The 25,962-nt window shown below is 40.3% G+C and carries 21 protein-coding genes; 11 read left to right on the top strand and 10 right to left on the bottom strand.

What is annotated here, in order from left to right:
• Nucleotides 1–144: 144 nt before the first annotated feature.
• The 7 genes from CWC16_RS16870 (at nt 145) to CWC16_RS16900 (ending at nt 7,035) form a co-directional block, all read left to right on the top strand.
• Nucleotides 145–408: a DUF4212 domain-containing protein gene (locus CWC16_RS16870; protein WP_004586074.1), complete on the top strand. Its 264-nt coding sequence runs from the start codon at nt 145–147 to the stop codon at nt 406–408.
• 10 nt (nt 409–418) lie between these two features.
• Entirely contained in the window at nt 419–2,143 is a 1,725-nt protein-coding gene (locus CWC16_RS16875; RefSeq protein ID WP_138542352.1) for a sodium:solute symporter family protein, read from the top strand.
• 114 nt (nt 2,144–2,257) lie between these two features.
• Nucleotides 2,258–4,096 carry a DUF294 nucleotidyltransferase-like domain-containing protein gene (locus CWC16_RS16880; RefSeq protein ID WP_138542367.1) on the top strand — a complete coding sequence of 613 codons (1,839 nt, stop codon included), beginning with the start codon at nt 2,258–2,260 and terminating at the stop codon, nt 4,094–4,096.
• Nucleotides 4,097–4,111: 15 nt separating this feature from the next.
• Nucleotides 4,112–4,735 (top strand): 3'-5' exonuclease, encoded by a 624-nt coding sequence (locus CWC16_RS16885; protein WP_138542353.1) that lies wholly within the window; start codon nt 4,112–4,114, stop codon nt 4,733–4,735.
• 58 nt (nt 4,736–4,793) lie between these two features.
• A complete protein-coding gene (locus CWC16_RS16890) occupies nt 4,794–5,489 on the top strand; it encodes a hypothetical protein (protein ID WP_138542354.1) in 696 nt (231 codons plus the stop codon).
• Nucleotides 5,490–5,567: 78 nt separating this feature from the next.
• The gene (locus CWC16_RS16895; RefSeq protein WP_138542355.1) at nt 5,568–6,296 is read left to right on the top strand and encodes an SIMPL domain-containing protein; all 729 of its coding nucleotides are present in this window, start codon (nt 5,568–5,570) and stop codon (nt 6,294–6,296) included.
• Between the two features lie 79 nt (nt 6,297–6,375).
• Nucleotides 6,376–7,035, top strand: coding sequence for a peroxiredoxin-like family protein (locus tag CWC16_RS16900; RefSeq protein ID WP_138542356.1), 660 nt, complete (start codon nt 6,376–6,378; stop codon nt 7,033–7,035).
• Nucleotides 7,036–7,124: 89 nt separating this feature from the next.
• Here the strand turns inward: CWC16_RS16900 and CWC16_RS16905 are convergent, their stop codons facing one another.
• The 9 genes from CWC16_RS16905 to CWC16_RS16945 form a co-directional block, all read right to left on the bottom strand.
• Nucleotides 7,125–7,601 carry a PaaI family thioesterase gene (locus CWC16_RS16905; protein ID WP_138542357.1) on the bottom strand — a complete coding sequence of 159 codons (477 nt, stop codon included), beginning with the start codon at nt 7,599–7,601 and terminating at the stop codon, nt 7,125–7,127.
• 83 nt (nt 7,602–7,684) lie between these two features.
• Entirely contained in the window at nt 7,685–8,932 is a 1,248-nt protein-coding gene (locus tag CWC16_RS16910) for a phenylacetate--CoA ligase family protein (RefSeq protein ID WP_138542358.1), read from the bottom strand.
• Nucleotides 8,933–8,982: 50 nt separating this feature from the next.
• A complete protein-coding gene (locus CWC16_RS16915; protein WP_089348525.1) occupies nt 8,983–9,804 on the bottom strand; it encodes an ABC transporter ATP-binding protein in 822 nt (273 codons plus the stop codon).
• A gap of 78 nt (nt 9,805–9,882) precedes the next feature.
• The gene (locus tag CWC16_RS16920; RefSeq protein WP_138542359.1) at nt 9,883–11,130 is read right to left on the bottom strand and encodes an ABC transporter substrate-binding protein; all 1,248 of its coding nucleotides are present in this window, start codon (nt 11,128–11,130) and stop codon (nt 9,883–9,885) included.
• Between the two features lie 62 nt (nt 11,131–11,192).
• Nucleotides 11,193–12,266 carry a branched-chain amino acid ABC transporter permease gene (locus CWC16_RS16925; RefSeq protein ID WP_138542360.1) on the bottom strand — a complete coding sequence of 358 codons (1,074 nt, stop codon included), beginning with the start codon at nt 12,264–12,266 and terminating at the stop codon, nt 11,193–11,195.
• Between the two features lie 78 nt (nt 12,267–12,344).
• Nucleotides 12,345–13,238 carry a branched-chain amino acid ABC transporter permease gene (locus CWC16_RS16930; protein ID WP_138542361.1) on the bottom strand — a complete coding sequence of 298 codons (894 nt, stop codon included), beginning with the start codon at nt 13,236–13,238 and terminating at the stop codon, nt 12,345–12,347.
• Nucleotides 13,235–15,205, bottom strand: a complete 1,971-nt coding sequence (locus CWC16_RS16935) for a long-chain fatty acid--CoA ligase (protein WP_138542362.1) — start codon at nt 15,203–15,205, stop codon at nt 13,235–13,237. The genes CWC16_RS16930 and CWC16_RS16935 overlap by 4 nt, the downstream gene beginning before the upstream one ends.
• Nucleotides 15,205–16,023, bottom strand: coding sequence for an ABC transporter ATP-binding protein (locus CWC16_RS16940; RefSeq protein WP_055019332.1), 819 nt, complete (start codon nt 16,021–16,023; stop codon nt 15,205–15,207). The genes CWC16_RS16935 and CWC16_RS16940 overlap by 1 nt, the downstream gene beginning before the upstream one ends.
• Nucleotides 16,024–16,148: 125 nt before the next feature.
• The gene (locus CWC16_RS16945; RefSeq protein ID WP_138542363.1) at nt 16,149–17,189 is read right to left on the bottom strand and encodes a DcaP family trimeric outer membrane transporter; all 1,041 of its coding nucleotides are present in this window, start codon (nt 17,187–17,189) and stop codon (nt 16,149–16,151) included.
• 210 nt (nt 17,190–17,399) lie between these two features.
• Here CWC16_RS16945 and CWC16_RS16950 point away from each other — a divergent pair, with 210 nt between their 5' ends.
• A complete protein-coding gene (locus tag CWC16_RS16950; RefSeq protein ID WP_138542364.1) occupies nt 17,400–20,939 on the top strand; it encodes a hybrid sensor histidine kinase/response regulator in 3,540 nt (1,179 codons plus the stop codon).
• Here CWC16_RS16950 and CWC16_RS16955 read toward each other — a convergent pair.
• Nucleotides 20,936–21,595, bottom strand: a complete 660-nt coding sequence (locus tag CWC16_RS16955; RefSeq protein ID WP_138542365.1) for a response regulator transcription factor — start codon at nt 21,593–21,595, stop codon at nt 20,936–20,938. The two genes, CWC16_RS16950 and CWC16_RS16955, sit on opposite strands and share 4 nt — an antisense overlap.
• Nucleotides 21,596–21,935: 340 nt before the next feature.
• Here CWC16_RS16955 and epd point away from each other — a divergent pair, with 340 nt between their 5' ends.
• The 3 genes from epd (at nt 21,936) to fba (ending at nt 25,454) form a co-directional block, all read left to right on the top strand.
• On the top strand, nt 21,936–22,946 hold the full coding sequence (gene epd, locus CWC16_RS16960) for an erythrose-4-phosphate dehydrogenase (RefSeq protein WP_055015099.1): 1,011 nt from the start codon (nt 21,936–21,938) through the stop codon (nt 22,944–22,946).
• Between the two features lie 63 nt (nt 22,947–23,009).
• Nucleotides 23,010–24,185 carry a phosphoglycerate kinase gene (locus CWC16_RS16965; RefSeq protein ID WP_138542366.1) on the top strand — a complete coding sequence of 392 codons (1,176 nt, stop codon included), beginning with the start codon at nt 23,010–23,012 and terminating at the stop codon, nt 24,183–24,185.
• Nucleotides 24,186–24,389: 204 nt separating this feature from the next.
• Nucleotides 24,390–25,454 carry a class II fructose-bisphosphate aldolase gene (fba, locus tag CWC16_RS16970; RefSeq protein ID WP_055015101.1) on the top strand — a complete coding sequence of 355 codons (1,065 nt, stop codon included), beginning with the start codon at nt 24,390–24,392 and terminating at the stop codon, nt 25,452–25,454.
• The last annotated feature ends 508 nt before the right edge of the window (nt 25,455–25,962 follow it).

The following is a 25,962-nucleotide window of genomic DNA, read 5'->3' on the forward strand; positions in this document are numbered from 1 at the left end:
GCTCAATCTGCAGTTTACGTAAACGTTAACAAGCTGTTACGACTATGGTCTCACTTCACTCTTTACGCCGCGTTGCTAAATTAATAACCGACTATAAAAAAACCACTCATTGCAATTATGCAATGCTTAAAGGGGAAAATAAAAATGGCTTTTAAAGATGAAGAACAGGCAAAAGCTTATTGGGCAGAAAACATTTCACTACTGTTTAAGTTACTAGCAGTGTGGTTTGTGGTCTCATTTGGCTTTGGCATATTACTGGTAGATGTACTCAATGAAGTACGTTTTTTTGGGTTTAAACTTGGCTTCTGGTTTTCACAACAGGGCGCTATTTACACCTTTGTAGCTTTGATTTTTGTTTACGTTTTCAAAATGAACACGTTAGATAAAAAATACGGCGTAGACGAATAGGAGCTAGGTAATGGATGTTCAAACACTCACATTTATAATTGTTGGTTTAAGTTTTGCGCTTTATATCGGTATTGCAATTTGGGCGCGCGCAGGCTCTACAAATGAGTTTTACGTGGCAGGGGGCGGCGTACCTCCGCTGGCTAATGGTATGGCAACCGCAGCCGATTGGATGAGCGCAGCGTCGTTTATTTCAATGGCGGGTATTATTTCGTTTGCAGGTTACGATGGCGGTGTTTACTTAATGGGGTGGACTGGCGGCTATGTATTACTCGCTATGTGTTTAGCGCCTTACTTACGTAAATTTGGCAAATTCACTGTACCTGACTTTATAGGCGACCGTTACTACTCACAAACAGCACGTGTTGTTGCTATTTTGTGTGCTATCTTTATTTGTTTTACTTACATTGCTGGGCAAATGCGTGGTGTAGGCGTGGTATTTTCGCGCTTTTTAGAAGTAGAAATTGAAACTGGTGTTTATATTGGAATGGTGATTGTATTCTTTTATGCGGTACTTGGCGGCATGAAAGGCATTACCTACACGCAAGTGGCGCAGTACTGTGTGCTTGTATTTGCCTACCTTGTACCCGCTATCTTTATTTCAATGATGATGACAGGCCACTTCTTCCCACAAACCGGTTTTGGTGCCACATTAAGTGATGGCTCAGGCATGTATGTACTTGATAAGCTAGACGGTTTAAGCGCAGAGCTGGGCTTTGCACAGTACACCGAAGGCTCTAAAAGCATGATTGACGTATTCGCTATTACTGGTGCTTTAATGGTTGGTACTGCCGGTTTACCGCATGTAATTGTACGTTTTTTCACTGTACCTCGCGTTAAAGATACCCGTATTTCTGCAGCTTGGACACTGGTATTTATTGCCATTGTTTATACTACGGCACCTGCAGTTGCTTCGTTTGCACGCGTAAACATGATTGACACCATTAACGGTAAAGATGGTAGCGGTACAGAGTACGCTCAAGCGCCTGCGTGGATCAAAAACTGGGAACGCACAGGCTTAATTACCTTTAATGATAAAAACGGCGATGGCAAAATGTTTTACACCGCCGGTAAAGTAGAAGATCCGACTAGCGCAAACGAAGTAAAAGTAGACCGCGATATTATGGTACTGGCTAACCCTGAAATTGCTGATTTACCAGCATGGGTAATTGCACTCGTTGCGGCCGGTGGTATTGCAGCAGCACTATCTACCACCGCCGGTTTACTGCTGGTTATTTCGACCTCCGTGTCGCACGATTTACTCAAGCGAACCCTTAAGCCTGATATTAGCGATAAACAAGAGCTATTGGCCGCTCGATTAGCTGCGATGATTGCTATTGTAATATCAGCTTACTTTGGAATTAACCCGCCTGGGTTTGTGGCATCGGTAGTGGCATTTGCCTTTGGTTTAGCGGCAGCGAGTTTCTTCCCTGCAATTATTATGGGGATATTCTCTAAAACAATGAACAAAGAAGGCGCCATTGCCGGCATGATAACCGGTATAGGCTTTACCGCTGCGTATATTATCTTCTTTAAATTTGTAAGCCCTGAGCTCAATAGCCCAGAAAATTGGTTCTTAGGTATTTCACCCGAAGGAATCGGTTTAGTGGGTATGGTCATCAACTTTGTGGTTGCCGCAATAGTGCTTAAATTAACAAAATCGACTCCGCTTGAAATACAGCAAATGGTGGAGGGGATTCGTAATCCAAAAGGGTCAGGTGAAGCACACGCACATTAATGTGTTAAGCCTACTTAAAAATAAAGCACCAAAAGCCCGACTTTAGTCGGGCTTTTTATTTGTTTAAATAATGAGTACATTAGGTTTTGTGTATACTTTTTAATGAGTACAACAATGAGTGTAGAGCAGCAGGAAGTTGCCCAGTTTGTGTGTATGCAGGCGCCGTTTAGCATGCTGCACGACAGTGCGTGTGAGTATTTTGTAGGGCATATAGACAGTGTGTATTTAACCCGAGAAAATCAAGCGCAATGGCTGCAAACGCAAAGTCCAAAGCTATTTTTAATTCGCTCAGGCTTATACGACCTTGTCGATGCAAAAGGCGATGTAGTAAAACGCTTAGCCCAAGGTGATTATTTTGGTTACCCCTCTTTGTTAACAGGGGAAGCGATTCAAAATAGGTTGCAGGTACAAAAAGAAGGTATAGTGTATATGCTCTCCCAAGAGCACTTTGACTTTTTACGCCGCCAATATAAACCGTTTGAGCAATACTTTGTGCGAGCACACGCTAACCGTTTGCTTTCATCGCATTATAAAAGTAAAAACGATAGTTGGTCTGAGCGAAGAATATCTGAGCTAATGACCCGCACTGCAATTACCCTCGCGCCCGATGCAAGCATTAGGCAAACCGCTAAAAAAATGAAAAAACACGGTGTATCGTCAATTATGATCACCGAACACGCAATATTAGTGGGTGTTGTTACCGACCGCGATTTACGTAACCGCGTACTGGCCGACGAAGTAGACCCGCAAGATGCAGTAAGCACCATAATGAGTGCCAAACCTAAATTTATATTTGAAAACAATCGCGTGTTTTCGGCATTACATTTAATGCTTAAATATAATATTCATCATTTACCCGTGCTCGACGAAAATCATAAACCGTTGGGTATGCTTACTAGCACCGACTTACTACGGCAGCAAAAAAGCGACCCTGTGCAGCTTATTGGCCGCATTTATAAAGCGCATAGTATTGCCGACTTAAAACGTTATGCGGGCGAAATTCCTGAGTTACTGCGCAGCTTTTCATACAACATAGAAGACATATCGTTAATTGGTAAATTACTCAGTGGCTTAACCGATGCGTTAACCTCGCGCCTTATTCACTTATTTCAAGAAGAAAACGGCGCAGCCCCCACCAGTTTTTGTTTTATTTGCTTTGGCTCACAAGCAAGGGAGGAGCAAACCCTACACTCAGATCAAGACAACGGCTTACTACTGCCCGATGACTTAAGCGACGAGCATCAAGCTTACTTTAAACACATGGGGGAGTTTGTTTGTGAACAGCTAGTAGAGTGCGGAATTAGACGTTGCCCAGGTAATATAATGGCCAGCAGTGATGAGTGCAGAATGAGTGTAAGCCAGTGGTGTGAGCGCTTTTTTAAATGGATAAAAAGCCCAACTCCAAGTGCCATGCTTAACTGTAAAATATTTTTTGATTTGCGCTTTATTGAAGGCTCAAACGCTTTGTATAGTGGTTTTTGCGAGCAGCTAAATAGAATATCGCGCGATGAGTTATTTTATGCTGCTATGGCAACCGATATAAGAGCCAGCTCAGTGCCTATAGGTTTATTTAATAAGCTTAAAACGCAAAAAAGCGACAACAATCATAAGTACATAGATTTAAAAAAACGTGGCGTGGTTATTATTAACGACATAGTGCGTTTATATGCGTTAAAAGCCGGTATAAAACGGGCTAACACACAAGAGCGCCTAGATGCCCTACTTAAACATAAACTACTAAATAAAGACGACATATATAACTTAAAAGATTGCTGGCGATTTTTAACTCAGCTACGCTTTAGCACGCAAATAAACGAAGAGGGTTTACCAAGTAACTGCATAAACCCTGATAAACTTACCTCACTTGAACGCCACCAATTAAAAGAAGCCTTTTACTTAGTAAAACAAGCCCAGCAAGCCGCCGCATTTAAATTTGCCCGTGGCAGTTTGTAACAGGAGGTAAGCGCTGTGGTAAAAAAATGGCTCAGTAAGTGTATAAAAAGGCGAAATTTATTAAGTCAAAACGCGTTAACGCAACGCTATTTAGTGATTGATTTAGAGCTTACTGGGCTTGATGTAAACCAGCATGAAATTGTATCGGTGGCTTGGGTTAAAATAGACAACCAATGTATAAAAATGAGCGAGTCGCAGCATTTAATAAACAAGGATGTAAAAAGCCTAGATCAAAGCCCTATTTTTCACGGCATTATTGACGACACAGTGGCTAAAGGGCAGAGCTTAGAAAGTATATTAATGCAGTTAAAAGCGCATTTTAACGACAGCATTTTGGTGTTTCATAACGCGATACTCGATTGGGGCTTTTTAAAAGCAGCCCTTAAAAACGCCAACATTAGTACGCAACCAAAGCTAATACTCGACACTCTACACATAGAAAAAAAACGCCTTATTTGCCAAGGTGCAGAAATAAAACAAGATGATTTAACCCTAAGTGCGTGTCGCAAACGTTATGAGTTACCACGTTATCACTGTCATAACGCACTGACAGATGCACAAGCCACCGCCGAATTATTGCTAGCTCAGTGCTATCAAATAAACCGTGGCAAAGAGTTGCAGTTGAGGTCAATAATTTAACAAAACTACAGCATTTACTAATTATTTTGTTAAGATAATAACTTTAAAAGGATTTATTATGGTAATTGAAGCCGCCAGTAAGTATTACAACCAGTTAAACAATGACCTCAAAGCAGTTAAAAAGTACATTCACAATAATTTTGGTGTGTTTCTTACTATTCTTTACTTACTGGGTAGTTTATCAGGTGTTGTGTATCTTTACGTTTTACTTAATGACTTCTCGGTTGATGTATTCAACTTCATTGAAATAAGTGACTTTTTACTGGCACTGATTTCAAATCCTTTACTTATTACTCTTTATACTGCGATCATCGTTTTAACAGCAATTTATTTAAATTGGCGCTCAGGACATATGCCAGATCCTAGTAAAACAACCGTTTTAAAAAAACTTTATTATGGTTTTGGTTACCCGTTCTATTTATTAAAACCTAGTTACTCATTCATGTTACTTTTAGCACTTATAATATCTACATACCCTACTATGTTGGCGCATTCACACAGTAAAGATATAATAAATGAAAGAACAATGAATTATCACTTGTCATTAAATTATCCAATTGCTAAGAGTAAAATAACTCAAATTAAAAATGTTCAAATAGTAGCCTCAACAATGGGGAATTTATTTGTTTATGATAATAAACAAGATAAGTTACTTATTATTTCACAAGAAAATATTTCAGCATTAATACCTAACCCACACAAAGAAAAAACGATTAAGCCAAAGTCAAAAGCTGCTCAAACACACAGTGATTAAACATTCGCTAAAACACGATTGCTGCTATTTATTAGTATGGACGCATAGCTCAGCATGGCACTTTATTCAGGGCAAATTATGAAACTCATTACCACTATTTTTCTAACCTTACTCCCTGTTATCGCTTTTGCTAATTCGAGCTTACCAGCCAATCGTCATATCTCAGTGCAAGGCACTGCTGAGGTATTAGTTGAGCCTGACATGGCTAAAATACTATTTAAGGTGAATAGTGTTAAAAATGAGCCGAAAGCCGCCAATAACGCGCTTGAGAATAAAGTGAAGTTATTAATAGATGGGCTCAATCAATTTGAAATAAGCGCCGATGACGTAGTTGCCTCAAACGTTAAAATTGAAAAAACAGGGATGGATTATATTGAAACAGGGCATCAGGCCCTTAGCGATTACTCAGCGATAAGAACGTTTGAAGTAACGCTAAACAGTATTGAGCGAGTGAGCGATTTAACAGATTTTTTATTGAACCAAAAAGTAAATGCCATTCAAAACATTGAGTTTTTATCTTCTAAATATGAGCAACTGCAAGCGCAAGCCACTCAGCTAGCAATTAAAGATGCAAAAATAAAAGCGGGTTCCCTTGCTGATTCATTCAATGCAAAAGTAGGTGAAGTACGCACTATTCGCTCAACTAAAAACAACTATGACAGTGGTTTTAGTACAGCCATATCCAAAATGCACAGGGCGCAGCAAGGCAATAATTCTTTTCCTCAAATACGTAGTAACGATTTACAGGCAACAATAAGCTTTAAATCATCTATAAACGTGGTGTTTGATTTAGAGGTAGATGATTAAGCTAATATTTTCATTCCAAATACATTTTCGTACTGTAAGCTAGCTTTACGTTTTTGATAAATTTGAAGGTAGCCATACTATGAACGATGAAAGCAACACATTAAAAGCACAAACCGAGGCAAAAGTAGCAGCAGGGCGAAAGGGCAATCCTGCTTTTATGAAAGGTGTTGATGAGAGTATTGCTCAAGCAAAATCTTTTCAAGAGGGTGCTAATGCACTTGCTCTAAACCAAAACGCGCCAAGCTTTGAGTTACCAAATCAACAAGGTGAATCGGTGCAGTTAGCCGAGTTACTTGCTAAAGGCCCCGTGGTTATTACTTTTTATCGTGGTAGTTGGTGTCCATACTGTAATTTACAGCTAAAAGCGCTTCAAGCGCGCTTACCTGAAATTCATGCATTAGGCGCGCAGCTGGTGGCTATTAGCCCACAAGTGCCCGATGGCTCAATGAGCGAAAACGAAATAAGTAACATGGACTTTGTAGTACTGAGTGACCAAAATGCGGATGTTGCAGCAAGCTATGGCGTTGCGTGGAAAGTTCCTGCATTTTTACTAGAGCATATGCGTGTAGACCGCGGCCTTGATTTAGAGTCACTTAATAACGGCAATAGCAGCATTTTACCTATCCCTGCCACCTTTGTTTTAAATAGCGAAGGTAAAGTGACGTGGCGTTATGTTGATGTTGATTACCGTACACGCTCAGAGCCAGAAGATATCATTAATGCTTTAAAAGCATTGTAGTAAATAATCAGTTTATACTATGGTGAACGCCCAAAAGTAGCAGAGTAATTAAGCTACTTTTGGGTTCATTTAAAAGTTTTAAATACTGCTTATTTAAACGTGGCTGGCATTTTAACAGCGACTACTTCACCTTTTACGCAAATAACGTTATGTGTAGATAAAGTAATATCAACAATTACTTTATTATCTTTTACTTGGCTAAACTCGCCTACGAGCTCTAGTTGTTTATCTATAGGTGTTGGCGCTAAATAATTAATATTTAAGGCCGCTGTAACAAAACGAATTGTAGGGTCGCTGCCAATAGTTAAGTTATCTTTATAGTGGACAACGGCTGCTGCGCTCCCTGTGCCATGACAATCAATAAGAGAGGCCAATAAGCCACCATACACAAACCCAGGAATAGCGGTGTGGTAAGGCTTAGGCGTAAAGTGAGCTATTGTTTTACTTCCCTCAAAGTTATCTAACCAGTAGCTTTTAAGCTGATGCCCTTCGGGGTTGTTTTTACCGCATCCATAACAATGGCTTAAGCTTTGTATATAGTAGTCTTGAAAAGCGATTTTACTCATATATTGCTCTTTTAGAGATAAAGGCTTTAAATTGCTGAGGTAGGTATTTTATTAGCAAACTCAAAGCCTTGTTGAAAGTAAAACTAACAAGTAGCTCTTAGGTCGTCGATCACTTTGCCGTCATCGTTTAAAGTGCCGGGGCTCACAAGCTCAACACTGCCATTTAACTTTGTATATAGCTTTAGGCTTTCTGTTAGTGTGTTTTGCAGTGTGGTTGTGTCTATATCATTGGCGTTTGTACTTAGCTCACATAAAAGGTGCATTTGATCGTTATAGCTTTCACTTGTAACATTAAGCCTGACTTTAGCAATGCCGCTAACACTTAACCTAACGCGCTCCACTTGCTCGGGATGGACAAACATACCTTTAATTTTGGTTGTCTGATCTGCTCGGCCCATCCAGCCTTTTATGCGTAAATTTGTACGCCCACAGGTACTTTGCCCTGATTTAATAGCAGATAAGTCACCTGTAGCGAAGCGAATTAAAGGGTAGTCATGGTTGAAGCTGGTTACAACTACCTCACCCACCTCGCCATCGGCTACCGGCTCTAAACTGCCAGGGCGAACAATTTCTACGATAAGGTCTTCAGCAATAACTAAACCGTCATCTGCAATGCTCTCATAAGCAATTAAACCTACATCTGCGCTGGCATAGGCTTGTAATGTATTAATGCCTGCTGTTGTAAACTCATCACGCAGTGCTTTAGGTAAAGCCTCACCGGTGACTAATGCTTTAGTAATACTGCTTATATCGCGCTTTTGTTGCTGAGCTTTGTTTAATAAAATTTTTAAAAAAGAGGGAGTGCCGCAATAGCCTTGAGGTTTCAACCCTTCAATGGTGTCGAGCTGTTGTTCGGTTTGACCAGGTCCTGCGGGTATTACAATACAGCCACAGGCGCGAGCTCCCGAATCAAGTATGAACCCACCAGGCGTTAAATGGTACGATAAGCAGTTTTGCACTTTATCGTGCTTTCTAAAACCAGCTGCGTAAAATGCTTGACCCATTCTCCACCAGTCATTTTCACAGTTTTCTGGGTCGTTAATAGGGCCGGGCGATTGAAATAGCCGACTAATATGTCCTTGTTTTGAGTTTAACCCCGCTAACGGCGATTCTGTTTTTTGTAAGCTAATGAGTGATGATTTTCTGGTAATGGGCAGTGTGGCCAATTGTTCCCGATTAGTTATATTATCCGCAGTAATGTTGGCTAATATATTTTTGTAATAGGGACTGTTTTGCTTTGCGTACGAAATAAAGCCAGGTAATTTTGCAAATAAATCGTTTTCTCGGCTTAGATGCGATTGGCTTTCTTTTGAGCTAAATAAGTTAGTCATAAGGGGCTCCGAAGTCATGCTAAAAAGTAAATTTATTTAAACTGTTTTTATTACAGCCAGCGCTTTCTGCGTTTATAAGACTTTAAATCTTTAAAGCTTTTACGGTCTTCGTTACCACCGCCTAAGTAAAACTCTTTAACATCCTCGTTATTCATGAGCTGCTCTTGCGTTCCGTCTAATACCACTTTTCCAGACTCCATAATGTAGCCATAATTAGCAGCACGCAGCGCGTAATTAGCGTTTTGCTCTACTAAAAACATAGTGATGCCTTGCTCTTCATTTATTTTTTTTATTATCGCGAATACTTCTTTTACAAGTAGTGGCGATAGGCCCATTGATGGCTCATCTAGGCAAATCATCTTTGGCCTCGCCATTAATGCCCGGCCTATTGCTAACATTTGTTGTTCACCGCCAGATAAATAGCCGGCTAAACCTGTGCGCTCTTTCAAACGCGGAAAGTAGTGATAAACCATGTCAATATCTTGGTTTATTTGCGAGTCTCTTCTAGTAAATGCACCGAGCTTTAAGTTTTCTAAAGACGTCATATCTTCGATAATGCGACGCCCCTCCATTACCTGAAATAAACCACTGCGCACTACATCTTCTGCATTTTTAGAATCTATGCGCTCGCCCATAAAAGTAATGTCACCTTTCGTTACTTCACCGTTCTCGGTTTTAAGTAATCCAGAAATAGCTTTAAGTGTCGTTGATTTACCGGCTCCATTTGGGCCTAATAAAGTAACAATTTCTCCCTCTGGAACATCTAAGCTAACACCTCTGAGTACCTGAATAACTTCATCGTACACAACCTCTATATTATTGACGGTTAAGATGGGTGAGGCGGGCTCTAATTTTTTTGCTGCTGATGACATACATACTCCGGAATTATTTAGTCTTGTAGATTGGTTGCAAAAAACCTTTGGGGTCTTTGCAACCAATTTTTGTATTTATTAGTAACCTAACCAATCGTCACGGCGTTCAAGCGTTACTACCGACACTTTCTCAGCTGTTACATTGCCTTTGTTATAATTACCTTTATATATGTTTACTTGGTTTACGCCGCGGTGATCGTCTTTACTCCAGTTGGCAGCTAAGCACACACCCTCAAGCCCTTTAGGCACCCAGTTCTTTTTAACGTACATGCCTTTTTTAATGTTTTCGCCAGTTATGCCGCCATTTTCTTTTGCCCATTCCATGGCTTCTTTCATATAAAACGTTGAACAAACACCGCGCACATAATGGTGAACGCGCTGTTCTTGTCCTGATGGATCGGATTGTTTTGATATTTCTCTCACCAACTTCATGCCAGGTGTTTCATCTTCCCAAAAAGGGGTCATAGTAGGGAAAATATAATCTTTAATGCCTTCACCCGCTGCATTGAATATTTTTTTGTCTCCTCCCCAAATATTCGACATGAATTGAATATCGGTTCCCACGGTATTACATGATTTAACCAACGAAAGTACAGAGCCACCTAAGTTACCAATGTAGCCGTAATTAGAACCTGAACTTTTTAAACTTAAACATTGCGCTTTAAAATCGCCTGGTTTCATTGAAATCACGATTGCAGGTTGTACATCAAAACCGAGCTCAGTTGCGTATTCTGCACAGGCTTCTTTAGGTGCATTAGGAAATGGATGATTTGCGCCGAGGTGAGTAAATTTAGGTTTACCTTTACCGCCTTTATTCTTCCAATCTTCAGCTGCCCATTGAACAAGTCCACGGCAAGAGTCCGAGTATGAAGCGCCATAAAAAAAGTTATAAGGCGCTGGTTTTTTAGTGTGTGGGTTTTTGCCTGTCGGGTCGGTTAAATGTCCAGAATAAGACGCTGAGAATACGGGGACTTTGTCTCTGGCTACAAACGAAATTAGCGCTTCTGTATCTGCGGTACCCCAGCCTTGCATTGCGACCATTTTTTTACGCGAATACCATTTTTTATAAGATGCAATGGCCTGTGGTACCTTATAGGCGTAATCAATAGTTTCAGACTCTAATCGAGTGCCATTAATGCCGCCATTTTTATTAATGTAAGCAAGTGAGTCTCGTACTCCGTCAGCATAGTTTTTACCAACAAATGAGGTAGGCCCTGACATATCAGCTAAGTGGCCTACAAAGACTGAATCTTGAGCAATAACATGGTTACTCATGGCTAATGAGCAACATACAAATACAGAACTAAGTTTTAATTTATTGTGCATGATAATTTCCTTTTTCATTTTTGGCTGTGTTGCCAATGAGCTTGTTGTTGTCGTGTAATTTATTAGTAAGAAAACGGGTAAAATTTCCAATAGTTTTTAATTTGTGCCCAGCGATGCGCCATGCCTTCAGGTTCAAAAATTAAAAATAAAATAATGACGAGGCCAATAGCCATTTCCTTAATGTAAGCAAGGCCATCAACCACCATAGGAATATTGCCCCAATCAGTCATTTTCATTAATCCAACGCAGCTTTCTAACACTTCAGGTAAAAACACCATAAATACAACACCCATAAGAGTGCCTTTAATAGAACCTAAGCCACCAATGATGATCATCGCTAGAAATTGAATCGACATGAATAATGTAAATCCTTCAGCTGAAACGTAGCCTAGGTAATGCGCATATAACGCACCGCCAATACCCGCATAGAAAGATGAAACTCCAAATGACAGCAAACGGTACTTATTAAGTTTTATTCCCATAATTTCTGCTGATAGGTAGTGATCTCTTACTGCAATAAAGGCGCGACCTTCTCGGCTGCGCATTAGGTTACATCCCCAGATATACATAAAAACAAGGGCAAACAACGCAATGTAAAAAAAGCGTTGGTCGGTATTAAACACAAAGCCAAAAATAGAGACAGGGTCGGCTGATGAGCCTGCTGAGCCACCAGTAAACCATTGGGCGCGAGCAAAAAAGTCTTCGAGAATAAACTGGGCGGCTAAAGTGGCAATTGCTAAATAAAGCCCTTTAATACGCGAAGCGGGAAGGCCAAATAGCATGCCTACCAACATAGTTAAAAAGCCTGCAATAGGGATACACAATAAAACAGGGATGCCAAAGGACATATTCAGCCAAGCTGAGGAAAACGCACCAAAGCCAAAAAAGGCGCCATGGCCTAATGATATTTGACCCGTATAACCGACTAAAATGTTAAGGCCTAGTGCTGCAATGCCTAAATATGAAATTTGAATAAAAAGCGTTAGAAAGTATGCATCGACCAAAAATGGTGCGCAGCATAGTAGTGCAATGGCAATAATAGCTACGTTACGAATAGTTTTAGTTTCGTAAATGGTATTGTCTTGTTTGTAACTGGTTCTAAAGTCGCCACATGGGCGCATAGTTAAGCTAGACATAATAAAATCCTAATTTTTATAATTTATGTGTAAGCGCATTGCGCTGTATTTTTTCAGCGCGTCGCTAAATGTAAGCTCTTAAATTCGTTCAATATCTTTAGTCCCAAATAAACCGTAAGGTTTAAACCAAAGTATGATGAGAAGGACGTAAAATGGCGCTATGTCGTACATGTTGCCAACATGAAGGTATTGGCTATCAAAAAACTCAGCTAAGTTTTCCAACACTCCAATTGTTAAACCACCCACAATTGCACCTACAATCGAGTCAAGGCCACCTAAAATAACGGCTGGGAACACTTTAATCCCCATCATTGATAGGGAACTTGAAACCCCGTTAACCATCCCTATTACAATACCGGCTGTTGCTGATACCGTTGCCGCAATGCCCCAGCTCATAGCAAACACTTGTTTAACGGAAATACCTAAGCTTTGTGCAATTTGCTGATTAAATGCAGTGGCTCGCATAGCGAGACCATATTTTGAATGTTTAAAAAAGAGGTAAAATGCAACCATAATAATTAAGGCGATAACCGTACTCATTAAGTAGGCTGACTCAATATTTAGGCCAAAAATTTGAATGCTTTGCGCATCAAATACCTGCGGGTAACTTTGCGCTGATACACCAAAGCTCCATTTCATCAATGCTTGGAAAAAGATAGATAAACCAATTGTGACCATAATGACTGAAATAATTGGCTCGCCAATCATAGGGCGTAATACAATCATTTGAATTAAAATACCAAAGGCCGCCATAAACGCCATTGTGAGCAAAAAGCCAACAATAAAGGGGAGTTCTAAATAAATAAGCACGCTCCAGCACACCCAGGCACCTACAAGTAAAAATTCACCCTGTGCAAAGTTTACAATTTGTGTCGACTTGTAAACTAAAACAAAACACATACCGACGACGCCATACAGCAGGCCGACAATAAGCCCATTAATGATTAACTGAATGAGTAATTCAAAGTTCATGATGCTCTCCGTTGTGCTTCAGTGTGAGTGTTTGCCACGGGAGTGACTGTGGGAGTATTAATAAGAGATTGGATTTTAAGTTGCGTTTGAATGCGTGTTTTAGTGCCATCTTGAAATACAACAAGGGTATCAATATCAACTATATTTTGATCTTGGTATATCGCATCTATGATATCGCCATACTTTTGGGCAATAACGCTGCGTCTTACTTTACGCGTACGTGTAAGCTCTCCATCATCCGCATCAAGTTCTTTATAAAGCAGTAAAAACTTATGTATTTTTTGTGCGTCAGGAAGCGATTCATTAACACGTTGTATTTCTTCACTGAGCTTTTTATAAACTTCAGGGTGGGTCGATAAGTTAGTGTAATTTGTGAATGAGTAACCGTGTTGTTCTGCCCATTTAGCAACGATACTAAAACGAATACAAATGATGGCTGATAAATAAGGTTTGTTTTTACCTAATATGACGGCTTCGCCAATAAATGACGAAAACTTCAATTTATTCTCAATGTATTGCGGTGAGTATTGAACGCCGTTACTTGTACATGCTAAGTCTTTTATCCGATCAATAACAACCAAATGCCCTGAAGGCTTAAAGTAGCCAGCATCGCCTGTTTGCATCCATCCATCTTTAACATCTTCGTTGTATGCATCTTGATTATTAAGGTAGCCGGTAAACATACCCACTGTTTTTGCAACAATTTCGCCAACACCTGCTTCATCTTCGTTAATAACCTTTACTTGCGCATTATCAAACGCAAAGCCAACGCTATCGTAATCAACATCGTTTTGATGATGAATTGTATAAGCGCCGCACATTTCTGTTTGACCATAAAGTTGTCTTAACGGTACCCCAATGGTTTGAAAAAACCTAAATGTGTCAGGTCCCATTGCGGCTCCACCTGTTGCTGCAGATTTTAAATATGAAAAGCCGAGTCTGTCTCTAAGCGCTCTCATTAAAATAAGCTCTGCAAGCCACGACTTTTTACCTTTAAGCTGGCTCTTTTGGGCAATGCTCATGGCAAAAGAAAATAGTTTTCTTTTTAATGGAGTTGAGTCCATCATCCGAGCTTGAACATCCGCTAATATTCCTTCCCAAACGCGTGGGGCAAGTAATACAAAGCTTGGGCCTATTTCTCTAAGATCAGACATTAATGTTTGTTGCTCTTCAACAAAGTTAACTATTTGACGTGCAATAAGCGCTTGGCCAACAGCATAAACTTGCTCCATTATCCAAGGCAGAGGTAATACCGATACGTAGTTATCGCCTGGTTGGCGTGGATCGGCTCTTAAGTAAGCGCTGCAATGTTTAACAAAATTACCACCATTGAGTAGTGCTATTTTAGGCTTTGAAGTAGTGCCGGATGTTGTACAGTAAATTGCTATGTCGTCTGGGGAGGTTGCTTCAACTAGTTGTGGGTAGCGATTGGGTTCACTGTTATCTATGGTTTGGCCAAGTGTATACAGCGAATTTACGTCAATTAAGCGCTCATCGCTGTATTTGCGCATGCCTCTAGGGTCGCAGTAAACAATTAATTTTACGTGTGAAATTTCATCGCCTAGTTCGAGTAATTTATCGCACTGTTCTTCATTTTCAGCTATTACAACCGTGGAATGGCTACTTTGGAGTAAGTAGGCCACTTCCTCATGCATTGAATCTTGATAAATACCTAAAGAGTGGCATCGCATTGCGTGTGCAGCTACTTCTCCCCATACCCATTCTGGGCGATTATCGCCAAGCAAAGCAATTGCATCACCTTTATTTACATCTTTATCAAGTAATGCAAGCGTGAGCCACTTAACTCGGTTGTTATAGTCTTCCCATGTAAATTCATTCCATATACCAAACTCTTTTTCTCGCATGGCTATTTCATGGGGCCATTGCTGGGCATTAAACTGTAATATTTTAGGAAAGGTATTGAGTTCGGCCATTTCAAAGTCATTAATTGAATCATGGTGAGTCATTAGCTTACTTCCTCTAATGTGGTAGCTTCTTCAGGTTCGCTATCGGCTTCTTCGAGTCCTAAATAGGCACGTTTTACGTATGGGTCTGCCATTACTTGCTCGGGTTTGGCACAAATTAAGTTTTTGCCAAAATCTAAAACCATTACTTCATGTGAAATATCCATCACTACGCCCATGTCGTGTTCAATCATGACGACGGTGACCCCAAACTCTTCATTAAGGTCAAGAATGTACCTAGCCATATCTTCTTTTTCTTCTAGGTTCATGCCTGCCATAGGCTCGTCGAGTAAAATAAGTTTAGGATTGAGGGCCATTGCCCTTGCAAGCTCTACGCGTTTGCGTAAACCATAAGACAGGGTGCCTGCTATGGATTTGCGGATGTGTGATATTTCTAAAAAGTCGATGACTTCTTCAACTTTTCGTCTGTGTTCAAGTTCCTCTTTTTGCGCACCGGATGCCCAATATAATGGACCCGTTAGCCAATTGTTTTTTAATAAGTGGTGACGGCCAACCATAATATTGTCTAATACCGACATATGACCGAATAACGCGAGGTTTTGAAATGTTCGTCCCATGCCTAAATCGGCGCGGTCGTTTGGCTGCAAACTTGTTACGTTTTTATTATTAAAAAAAATGTTACCGCTATTAGGGGTGTAGCGTCCTGAAATACAATTTAACATTGAGGTTTTACCGGCCCCATTAGGGCCAATAATCGAAAAAACAGACCCTTCTTTTACAGAAAAGCTCACATCGGTTAAGGCTTTAACCCCACCAAAAGCAAGTGATATGTTTTCTACATTAAGTATTGAAGCTGTCATTGCTGCTCTCCAAATTTTTCGGGTAGACTATCTCTAAAGCAAAAAAGGGGAGGAGAGTATTCTCCTCCCAAACGCAACATTGGTTGGAAGTGTTACGCGGTGCTAAGCATTAGAGGTAGAGTGGCTTAAAGTGCAAACCTCAATGTGGCTTGAACGTAGTTAGAGTCTTTATCTTGTTCATCCATACAGAAGTTACCTACTTCAAAACCCACCACTAAATCTTTGGTTAAATTTTGAAATACGTTAACGCCCCATTGAGTACGTTCGCGCTCAGACACATCACCTTCAACTTTTCCGTAGAGTACGCTTGAACGAAGTGTATCTGTCCAAAAATGGCGGTATGCTATGAGTACCGAAGTGAGATCTTCAACTTCGTTATCGTATACATCTTTTGCAGCGGCAGCGCCGACATAGCGGCCAAGCTCACCTTTGTGAAATTGAAAGCGTAAATCATCTTTGCCAGTTGTTTTAACTAAGCCTGCCACAGACATACCAAAAGCTGATTCTTGTTCACCTGAGAGGGTGTTAAGCTGACGCGCAAGGGCAGATACTGATACGTTGCCCCAATCATCTTTAAAGTTATAGCGAGCGACTAAATCGGGAAGTTTGTCGTTAGAGGTATCGCCGCCCCATGTTTCTGGATTTTCTAGCGACAGTTGAAAATTACCCATGTTATAACGCACTTGCCCTTGACGAATAAAAACTAAGCCTGTGGTCGCACCTGCAAAATCGGCTGCTTCTGGAATGGCACTAGTATTCATAAATGTTGACCACGTTTGGCCAACAGTAAGGTCTTGATAGTTTATAAAAGCGTGACGTATACGTGGGTTTGCAGAGTTCGATATGATTTCGTTACCACCACCACCGTTAAAATCCATTTCAATAAAGCCGGTAACATCGCCATGGACATACTTGGTGTTGAAACGGGTTTCATTAGCAAAAATTTTAAACTGAGAGGCGTCTTCTTCAAGCGCTGCACCATCCCCAATCCAAAAATCACGATAAGCTACATCTCCATCAACATACCGAGAGTCTATTTTTATATAGCCACCAAATGTGAGTTTATCGTTTTCTGTTAGTTTGATTTCGTAGCCGGCAAAAGCGGTTGAACTTGCAGTTAGTAACGAAGATGCCAAGAGTAGTTTTTTATATTTTGAATCGAACATCTAGCTTATTCCCTTGTATTAGTTGTTCAGCTAATAGTAAGTAAACCGAACAAAGCAACAATTAGTAATAAGACTTAGCACCTAGCGTTTAGTCCTTTAGTCTAGTTCTTTAGTTGGGTGCTATATGGTTAAATTCAGAATGTAAAAAGGGTAACTCCCACTTCTACTAATAATAAAAAACGTGCTAAAAGCGCGCAAAAGAAGCTCATTATGTTTTCTAATTGGTTACTAATAAGTGTAAGCATTGGCTATATAAGTTTACTGTTTTTAATCGCTTTTTTAGGCGGCAAGTACCGTCACAAACTAGTTGCTAAGCAGCATGCCATTATTTATGCGCTATCGCTGGGAGTTTACTGTACCTCGTGGGGTTTCTTAGGCACATCTGCACAAGCTGCTGGTGGCTCCTTCAATTATATCCCTGTTTATTTAGCCCCAATTTTATTATTTGTCTTTGCTTGGCCTTTTATACAACGAATTATAAAAACGAGCCTGCAATTAAAAACAAACTCAATAGCAGATTTACTCTCAGCCCGCTTTGGTAAGTCACAAAGCTTGGCACTTATTATTACGCTAGTCGCGTTAATAGGCACTTTGCCCTATATAGCCTTACAGCTTAAAGCAATTATTGACTCATATATTATTTTGCAAGAAAGCCAGGACCTCCCTATTTGGCAGCTAGGTTTGATTGTGAGTATTATTTTAACTGGCTTTACAATTATTTTTGGGATCAGAACAATTGATGTAACAGAGCGCCACCCAGGCGTAATGATAGCCATTGCTTTTGAGTCCACAGTTAAGTTAATCGCATTTTTACTTGTTGGACTGTTTGTATCGTTTGTAATTTATGACTCACCTTTAGAAATTTTAGAAAAGTCAAAAGGGCATGTTTCTTTAGCACAGCAATTTGAGCCAAGTAACTTAGTGGGGATGTTTGGTTTACTATTTATTGTGATGTCAGCGTGCTTATGTTTACCGCGCCAATTTCAAGTTATGTTTGTTGAAATCAAAGATAGAAAAACAAGCCGCATGGCACGTTGGTTGCTACCTACTTATATTTTTGTATTTGCATTTTTTGCAGGGCCAATTGGTTTAGCGGGTACTTTAAATTATGCTGATTCACTCAATGCTGATGCTTATGTATTATTTTTACCCGCCTATTATGGGCACGTGTGGCTGTCATTATTTGCATTTTTAGGGGCTGTTTCTGCAGCCAGTTCCATGGTTATTGTATCAACCATTGCTTTAAGTACGATGTTAAGCAATGAAATTGTCTTTCCGCTTATATTTAAATTTTCACCTAGAAAAAACCATGATTATTTGCATTTTCAAGCACGGCTTTTATTTATTCGAAAGGCGTTAGTGGTTGTTGTAATTGCATTGAGCCTTGGAATGTTGCTTATTTCACCACCAGGCGCGTTATCATCGTTGGGTGAAATTGCTTTTGGCGCTATTGCGCAAATTGGACCTGCATTGATTGCTGCTTTTTTCTGGCCTAGGGCCACACAAAAGGGCGTGTTTTGGGGGATCTGTTGCGGTTTTCTAATTTGGGTGTTTGGCAATTTACTTCCTCAGCTTGGCTTTTACGAGCACTTATTTAGTAGCACCTCTTGGCCAAAAACCACCGTAATGACCTTAATAGGGCTAAGTCTGAATATAAGTGTGTTATTTATAGTGTCATTATTGACGCGACAAAACATCCGCGAAGAAATGCAAAGCAAGTTTTTTTACGATAAAGGTAAAAACTACCACCGGCATTTTCCTAAGCAACCTAAGGTGGATATAAGTGAGCTTGAATTATTGTTGGCCCGTTTTATTGGCTTAGAAAAGTCAAAAGAGTGTTTTGCGCAATTTAATTTACTGCATAAAGATAAAAAGCATAAAACCTACAATGAAGCGTTGTTGTTTCATGCGGAAAATACGTTGGCGCCGGTACTAGGAGCCGCATCGGCCAAACTAGTATTGTCTTTTGGCTTGGGGGGGCGTGATATGGCTTTTGACCAAGTGGCAAAAATTGTAGAAGACAATTCTACTCAGCAGCTCGAGTTTAGTCGCTCAGTTTTACAGGGGGCAATTGAGAATACCAGTGAAGGTATTTCAGTGATTGATGGCGACTTAAATTTAGTAGCTTGGAATAAGCAATACCTAGATATTTTTAATTATCCTGAAGACTTTATCTATATTGGTTGCCCTATAAGTGAACTTATTAGATACAATCTTACTAATCAAAAGCGTTATGTATGTGATATAGAAGCTCAAGTAAATAAACGGCTAGAGTATTTAAAAGCAGGTAGTAGGCACCAGTCTGAACGACGTTTGCTTAACGATAAAATTATTAATATTGAAGGAAACCCGATCCCAGGCGGGGGCTTTGTGATGATTTTTACGGATATAACAGCGTTTAGGAAAGCCGAGAAATACTTAAAAGAAGAAAATACAGATTTAGAAAGCCGCGTTTTAGCACGAACAAAAGAGTTAGAGCAAGCGAATGTTGAGCTCGAAAAAGCGAATCAAGAACTTGTTGCAGCACAACTAAAAGCAGAGCAAGCCCACCTTAAAAAAAGCCAATACTTAAGAGCATGTAGCCACGATTTATTACAGCCTCTTTCTGCTGCGCGTTTGTTTTCATCGGCGGTGAGTTTGAGCGCCAAAGTTTCGCCACAAGAGCGTATGCAGATTAAGCAAATAGATAACTCGTTAGAGATTGCTAATAATCTTTTACTCGATTTAAACGAAATAGCACGTATTGAAAGCGGTAATATATCTCCTGATATAAGCGTATTTCCACTTGAAAAACTATTCTCTATGTTAACGCTTGAGTTTTCAGCTTTAACGCACGATTACGCGATAGATTTTAGGTGTACGTCGAGTAAGTTATATATAAAAAGTGACTTAACTTTACTTGCTCGAATTGTGCAAAACTTTTTGAGTAATGCTTTTCGATATGCGCACGATGGAAAAGTATTATTAGGCTGTCGTAGAAAGGGGCAAAATTTGTGCATACAAGTGATTGATAATGGCCCCGGGATCCCACACGAAAAACAACAACAAGTGTTTGAGCAGTTTACACAATTATCAACCAAGTTAGTGGGGCCAAAAGGGCTTGGTTTAGGCCTAAATATTGCAAAAAGCCTCGCTGAAATACTTGACCATAAGCTTGGGTTGCTCTCAAAAGTAAATTGTGGCAGTACGTTTAGTGTAGAAGTGCCATTAGCGTCAGTAGCTAAGCCTGAAATAGCTGAACCTATGCAGGCCAGTAACAACTTACAAGGCGTGTGTGTGCTATGCATAGACAACGAAGAAAGTGTGACGGCGGGTATGAGTGATTTACTATCTGCATGGAAGTGTAATGTGCTAATAGCCTCAAGTGCTCAACAAGCTATGTCAATTTACAAAAGCCACGAGGAAGATATTGATATTTTACTAGTTGATTATCAGCTAACAGACGAGGCAGTACCCGCATGTGATTCACAAACGAGCACGGGATTACTCGGGGCACAAAAACATAGCCCTTCTAACATTTGTTATTACAACGGTATTGAGCTGATTCAAGCTATACGTGAAGTAAGTCCTTATCCATTACCTGCAATTCTCATTACAGCGACAATGGATGAATCAGTTCAAAAACAAGCGCAGAGTGCTGATATCGGATATTTGCGTAAAATAGTTAAGCCTATTGCGTTAAGAGCGTTGATGAGCTCCCTTTTAACTAAGCGGTTAGAAAAAAACTATATATCCGATACGTTTCTTTAAGGTGTGTTATGCGTAAAAAAGTCATGCTCATGCTTATGCTGGTTTAGCAAAATAACGGCTTGAGTACGGTTTTTAACACCCAGCTTTAAAAATATAGTACTCACATGGCTTTTTATTGTCGACTCAGACAGGTTTAGGTCGTACGCAATCTGTTTATTGAGTAGTCCATCAGCCAGCATAAACAATATTTTTCGCTGTTGATTAGTGAGTGTTGAAATTTTACTTTCTTCTTTATCTTGCTGCGCCCCTTGTTTTAATGCGTAAGCAGGAACCCAAAGCTCTCCATTAATAATGCTATTAAGTGCTGTAACCATGTCTTTAACAGGGGTCGATTTAGGTATAAAACCAGCAGCTCCATATTCTATTGCTTTATTAATAGTTTCTGGCTCCTCAAATCCAGAGATAACTACTACCGCGATATGTGGGTATTTTAAGCGAATATTATTAAGTGTATTAAACCCCTCTGCACCTGGTATATCTAAATCTAATAAAATAAGATCGATGTCGGGTGTATCAGTAAGTGCTTGTTCTAGTTCTGCTATGGTTTGAGCCTCAAGGAGCGAAGAGTCATTAAAGCTCGATGTAAGCATAAGTGATAATGCTTGCCTAAACAGCGGGTGATCATCTGCAATGATAATTTTAGTGTGTGTTGTCATTTTATTTTCTAACCTAAAGTTTAGATAAATGATCTTTTATTTGATAATTTACTTTTAATAAAAGGTAAATTTTTTGAGATTTATAACATAACCCGATTAGATTAAAATTCAATGTTAATTCTACAAATTAGACTAAAGGACTAAGACTTTTATTGGTTAATTAGAGGGATAAAAATACTGTTAACAAATTTTGATTATTAATATTGATATGAAAAGGTTTATTAATTTAAAGTTTCTAATCGCTCCCTCTTATAAAAATGTTCAAGGTCGATTACAATACAGCCATCTAAAAGGCATTGATGCCTTTGTCTGCACGTAAAGAGAGTGGATTTTATATTTCATGGCAATCAAACTTGCAATAAATGGTTTTGGTCGTATTGGTCGAAATATTGTCCGCGCGTTGTACGAGTCAGGTTTGAGCGACGAGATAAAAATTGTTGCGATTAACGAACTTGCTGACCCTGAAGCTATTGCTCATTTATTAAAATACGACACGTCCCACGGTCGTTTTTCTTTTCCTGTAAAACTTGGTGAAGACACCATTAGCGTTGCAGGTGATACCATTGCACTATTTTGTGAAGAAAACCCAGTAGAATTACCTTGGCAAACCCTAGATGTAGATGTAGTACTTGAATGTACCGGTGTTTATCACTCGCGCGAGCATGCACAATTACACATTACTGCGGGTGCTAAAAAGGTGTTATTTTCGCACCCAGCTGATAACGATGTAGATGCCACCATTGTGTATGGCATTAACGACGATGAGCTCAAGCGCGAGCATACTATTGTATCTAACGGCTCGTGTACTACAAACTGTGTGGTGCCTGTTATTAAAGTGCTAGATGATGCGTTTGGCATTGAGTCGGGTGCTATTACCACTATTCACGCGTCGATGAACGATCAACAAGTGATTGATGCGTACCATCATGATTTACGCCGTACCCGCGCTGCGAGTCAGTCTATTATTCCGGTAGATACAAAGCTTGCACGCGGAATAGACCGCATTTTACCCAAATTTGAAGGGCGCTTTGAAGCCATTGCGGTTCGCGTGCCGACAATTAACGTAACGGCAATGGACTTAAGTGTTACAGTAAATGCCGATGTAGACTTAAACGCGGTAAATACGGCTCTTAAAGCCCAAGCAAAAGACCGCTTAGAAGGTATTTTAAGTTACACCGAAGAACCTTTGGTATCGGTTGATTTTAATCACGACCCACATTCTTGTATTATTGATGGCACGCAGACACGTGTTAGTCACAAACGCCTGATAAAATTACTTGTCTGGTGTGATAATGAATGGGGTTTTGCCAATCGCATGCTAGATACAGCACGTGCGATGATGGCTAAGTAAGCATTTTATAATAATTTAAAAATTTATTTTTCAGGTTCAAGTATCGTTAACTAAGGAGATGTTATGTCGGTCATAAAAATGGCAGATTTAGATTTAAACGGCAAGCGCGTATTAATTCGTGAAGATTTAAATGTACCAGTTAAAGCAGGTAAAGTGACCTCAGATGCGCGTATTCGTGCTGCACTGCCTACTATTAAGCTAGCCCTAGAAAAAGGCGCTAAAGTAATGGTTATGTCACATCTTGGCCGTCCAACTGAAGGCGAGTACGATGACGAATTTTCACTTGCCCCTGTAGCCGATTACTTAAACGATGCACTTGAGCAAAATGTACGCCTTGAAAAAGACTACTTAAACGGTGTTGAAGTTGCCGATAACGAAGTGGTTGTATTTGAAAACGTACGATTTAATAAAGGCGAGAAGAAAAACGACGAAGCCTTATCAAAGCAACTTGCTGCACTGTGTGATGTGTATGTGATGGATGCATTTGGTACCGCTCACCGTGCGCAAGCCTCTACGCATGGCGTTGGTTTATTTGCCGATGTAGCCTGTGCTGGTCCGTTATTATCAGCAGAACTTGAAGCACTAGGCAAAGCACTAGATAACCCAGCTCGCCCATTAGTTGCTATTGTTGGTGGTTCTAAAGTATCAACTAAATTAACCGTTTTAGAATCGCTTTCTACAATTGTTGATCAGCTTGTAACTGGTGGCGGCATTGCTAATACCTTTATTGCAGCTGCGGGTTACCCGGTTGGTAAATCACTTTATGAAGCTGATTTAATGGATGAAGCAAACCGCTTGTGTGCAGCAGCTAAAGCAAACGATGGCGAAATTCCGGTACCGACTGATGTTGTTGTAGGTAATGAATTTTCAGACTCTGCAGTTGCTACGCTTAAAGATGTAAGCGAAGTAACCAGCGAAGACATGGTTTTTGATATTGGCCCAGACACAGCTAACCAGCTAGCTAAAATTATAGCAAACGCCGGCACTGTGGTATGGAATGGCCCAGTTGGCGTATTTGAGTTTGATCAGTTTGGTAATGGTACACGTGCTATTGCACAAGCCATTGCTAACTCTAATGCGTTTTCGATTGCAGGCGGTGGCGACACATTAGCTGCTATTGATAAATACGGCATTGCCGATAAAGTATCTTACATTTCTACCGGTGGTGGTGCGTTCTTAGAGTTTTTAGAAGGCAAAAAACTTCCAGCAGTAGAGATGCTAGAGTCGCGCGCTAAATAATTCATTATTTAGCCGCATTAGGTGAGGGGAAACCCTCACCAACGATTAATTATTAAATACCTCTCACCCTTATTTAATAGTTAATTAAGACGAAACTTTGCAGTTTTAGTTGCGATGGTTCGTGACGCAGTGATTGCGTCAAATTAACACATCCGTTCAAACTAGATGGCAGGAGACTGCTGTCGATAAATTGGAGAATACCCAATGGCTTTAATCAGTATGCGACAACTTTTAGATCATGCAGCTGAACACGGTTACGGCGTTCCAGCCTTTAACGTGAATAACCAAGAGCAAATGCGCGCAATAATGGAAGCGGCTGACAAAACAAACAGCCCAGTAATTGTTCAAGGATCAGCAGGCGCACGTGCTTACGCTGGTGCTCCATTTATCCGCCACATGATTTTAGCAGCCGTTGAAGAATGGCCGCACATTCCAGTCGTAATGCATCAAGATCACGGCACCTCACCCGGTGTTTGCCAACGCTCAATTCAACTAGGTTTTTCATCTGTAATGATGGATGGCTCACTAATGACAGACGGAAAAACCCCATCAAGCTATGAATACAATGTAGATGTAACACGCGAAACCGTCGCTATGGCGCATGCCTGTGGTGTATCGGTTGAAGGCGAGTTAGGTGTACTTGGCTCACTTGAAACCGGAGAAGCGGGCGAAGAAGATGGTGTAGGCGCAGAAGGTAAACTAACTACTGACCAAATGCTTACCGATCCAGAAGAAGCTGCTGACTTTGTAAATAAAACCCATGTTGATGCGCTGGCAATTGCGTGTGGTACATCGCATGGCGCTTATAAATTTACACGCCCGCCAACAGATGACATTTTAGCAATTGATCGTATTAAAGAAATTCACGCACGTATTCCCAACACGCATTTAGTAATGCACGGATCGTCGTCTGTACCACAAGAGTGGTTAGAGATCATAAATCAATACGGTGGCGAAATTCCTGAAACTTACGGTGTGCCAGTTGAGCAAATTGTAGAAGGGATCAAATACGGTGTACGTAAAGTGAATATTGATACTGACTTACGTTTAGCCTCTACCGGTGCTATTCGTCGTCATTTAGCGCTTAACCCTTCTAACTTCGATCCGCGTAAGTACCTAGCTGAAGCAACCAAAGCGATGACGGAGATTTGTGTAGCACGTTACAATTCATTTGGTACTGCTGGGCAAGCGAGTAAAATTAAGCCAATTTCACTGGACGACATGCACCTTAAATACTTAAGCGGTGAGCTAGACCCAAAAATTAGATAACGATCTTTGACTAAGTCATAGTGTAATAAAAACCAGCTGGCGTGATCTAGCTGGTTTTTTTATACCATAAAGCACGGGATCACTGTTATACCCACACAGTAAAATGGGATCACGGTTTTACTAACCACGCAGTTTTTGGATCATTCATTTACTAACTAGTGCATAGATTTACGCTAACTTTGGCGCTCAGTTAATCAGATCGTATTTTATTTATACAATAGATCAGCTAGTTAGTTATTTGACTAAGTATAACCATGATCCCAAATCCGAACAGCTTAGTAAAAACCTGATCCTTTTTAGGCTGCTTAGTAAAAAAAAGATCTATTTTTAACCACGCAATGATGTGTCCTAGAGCCTGTTTATCTTTCGAGGTTAAATTTGCAGCAGTCTATTTGGTATTTAGGCAAGGAAGAGCCTGTGTAGTGTGGTTATTCCCCATGAATAGGCGCTAACGTCGTATAAATGCCAAACAGGCGCTGCCCGAAGAGTTCTGCCTAGGGACAATTTA

This window comes from Pseudoalteromonas sp. S3776, assembly GCF_005886915.1.
Classification (GTDB): domain Bacteria; phylum Pseudomonadota; class Gammaproteobacteria; order Enterobacterales; family Alteromonadaceae; genus Pseudoalteromonas.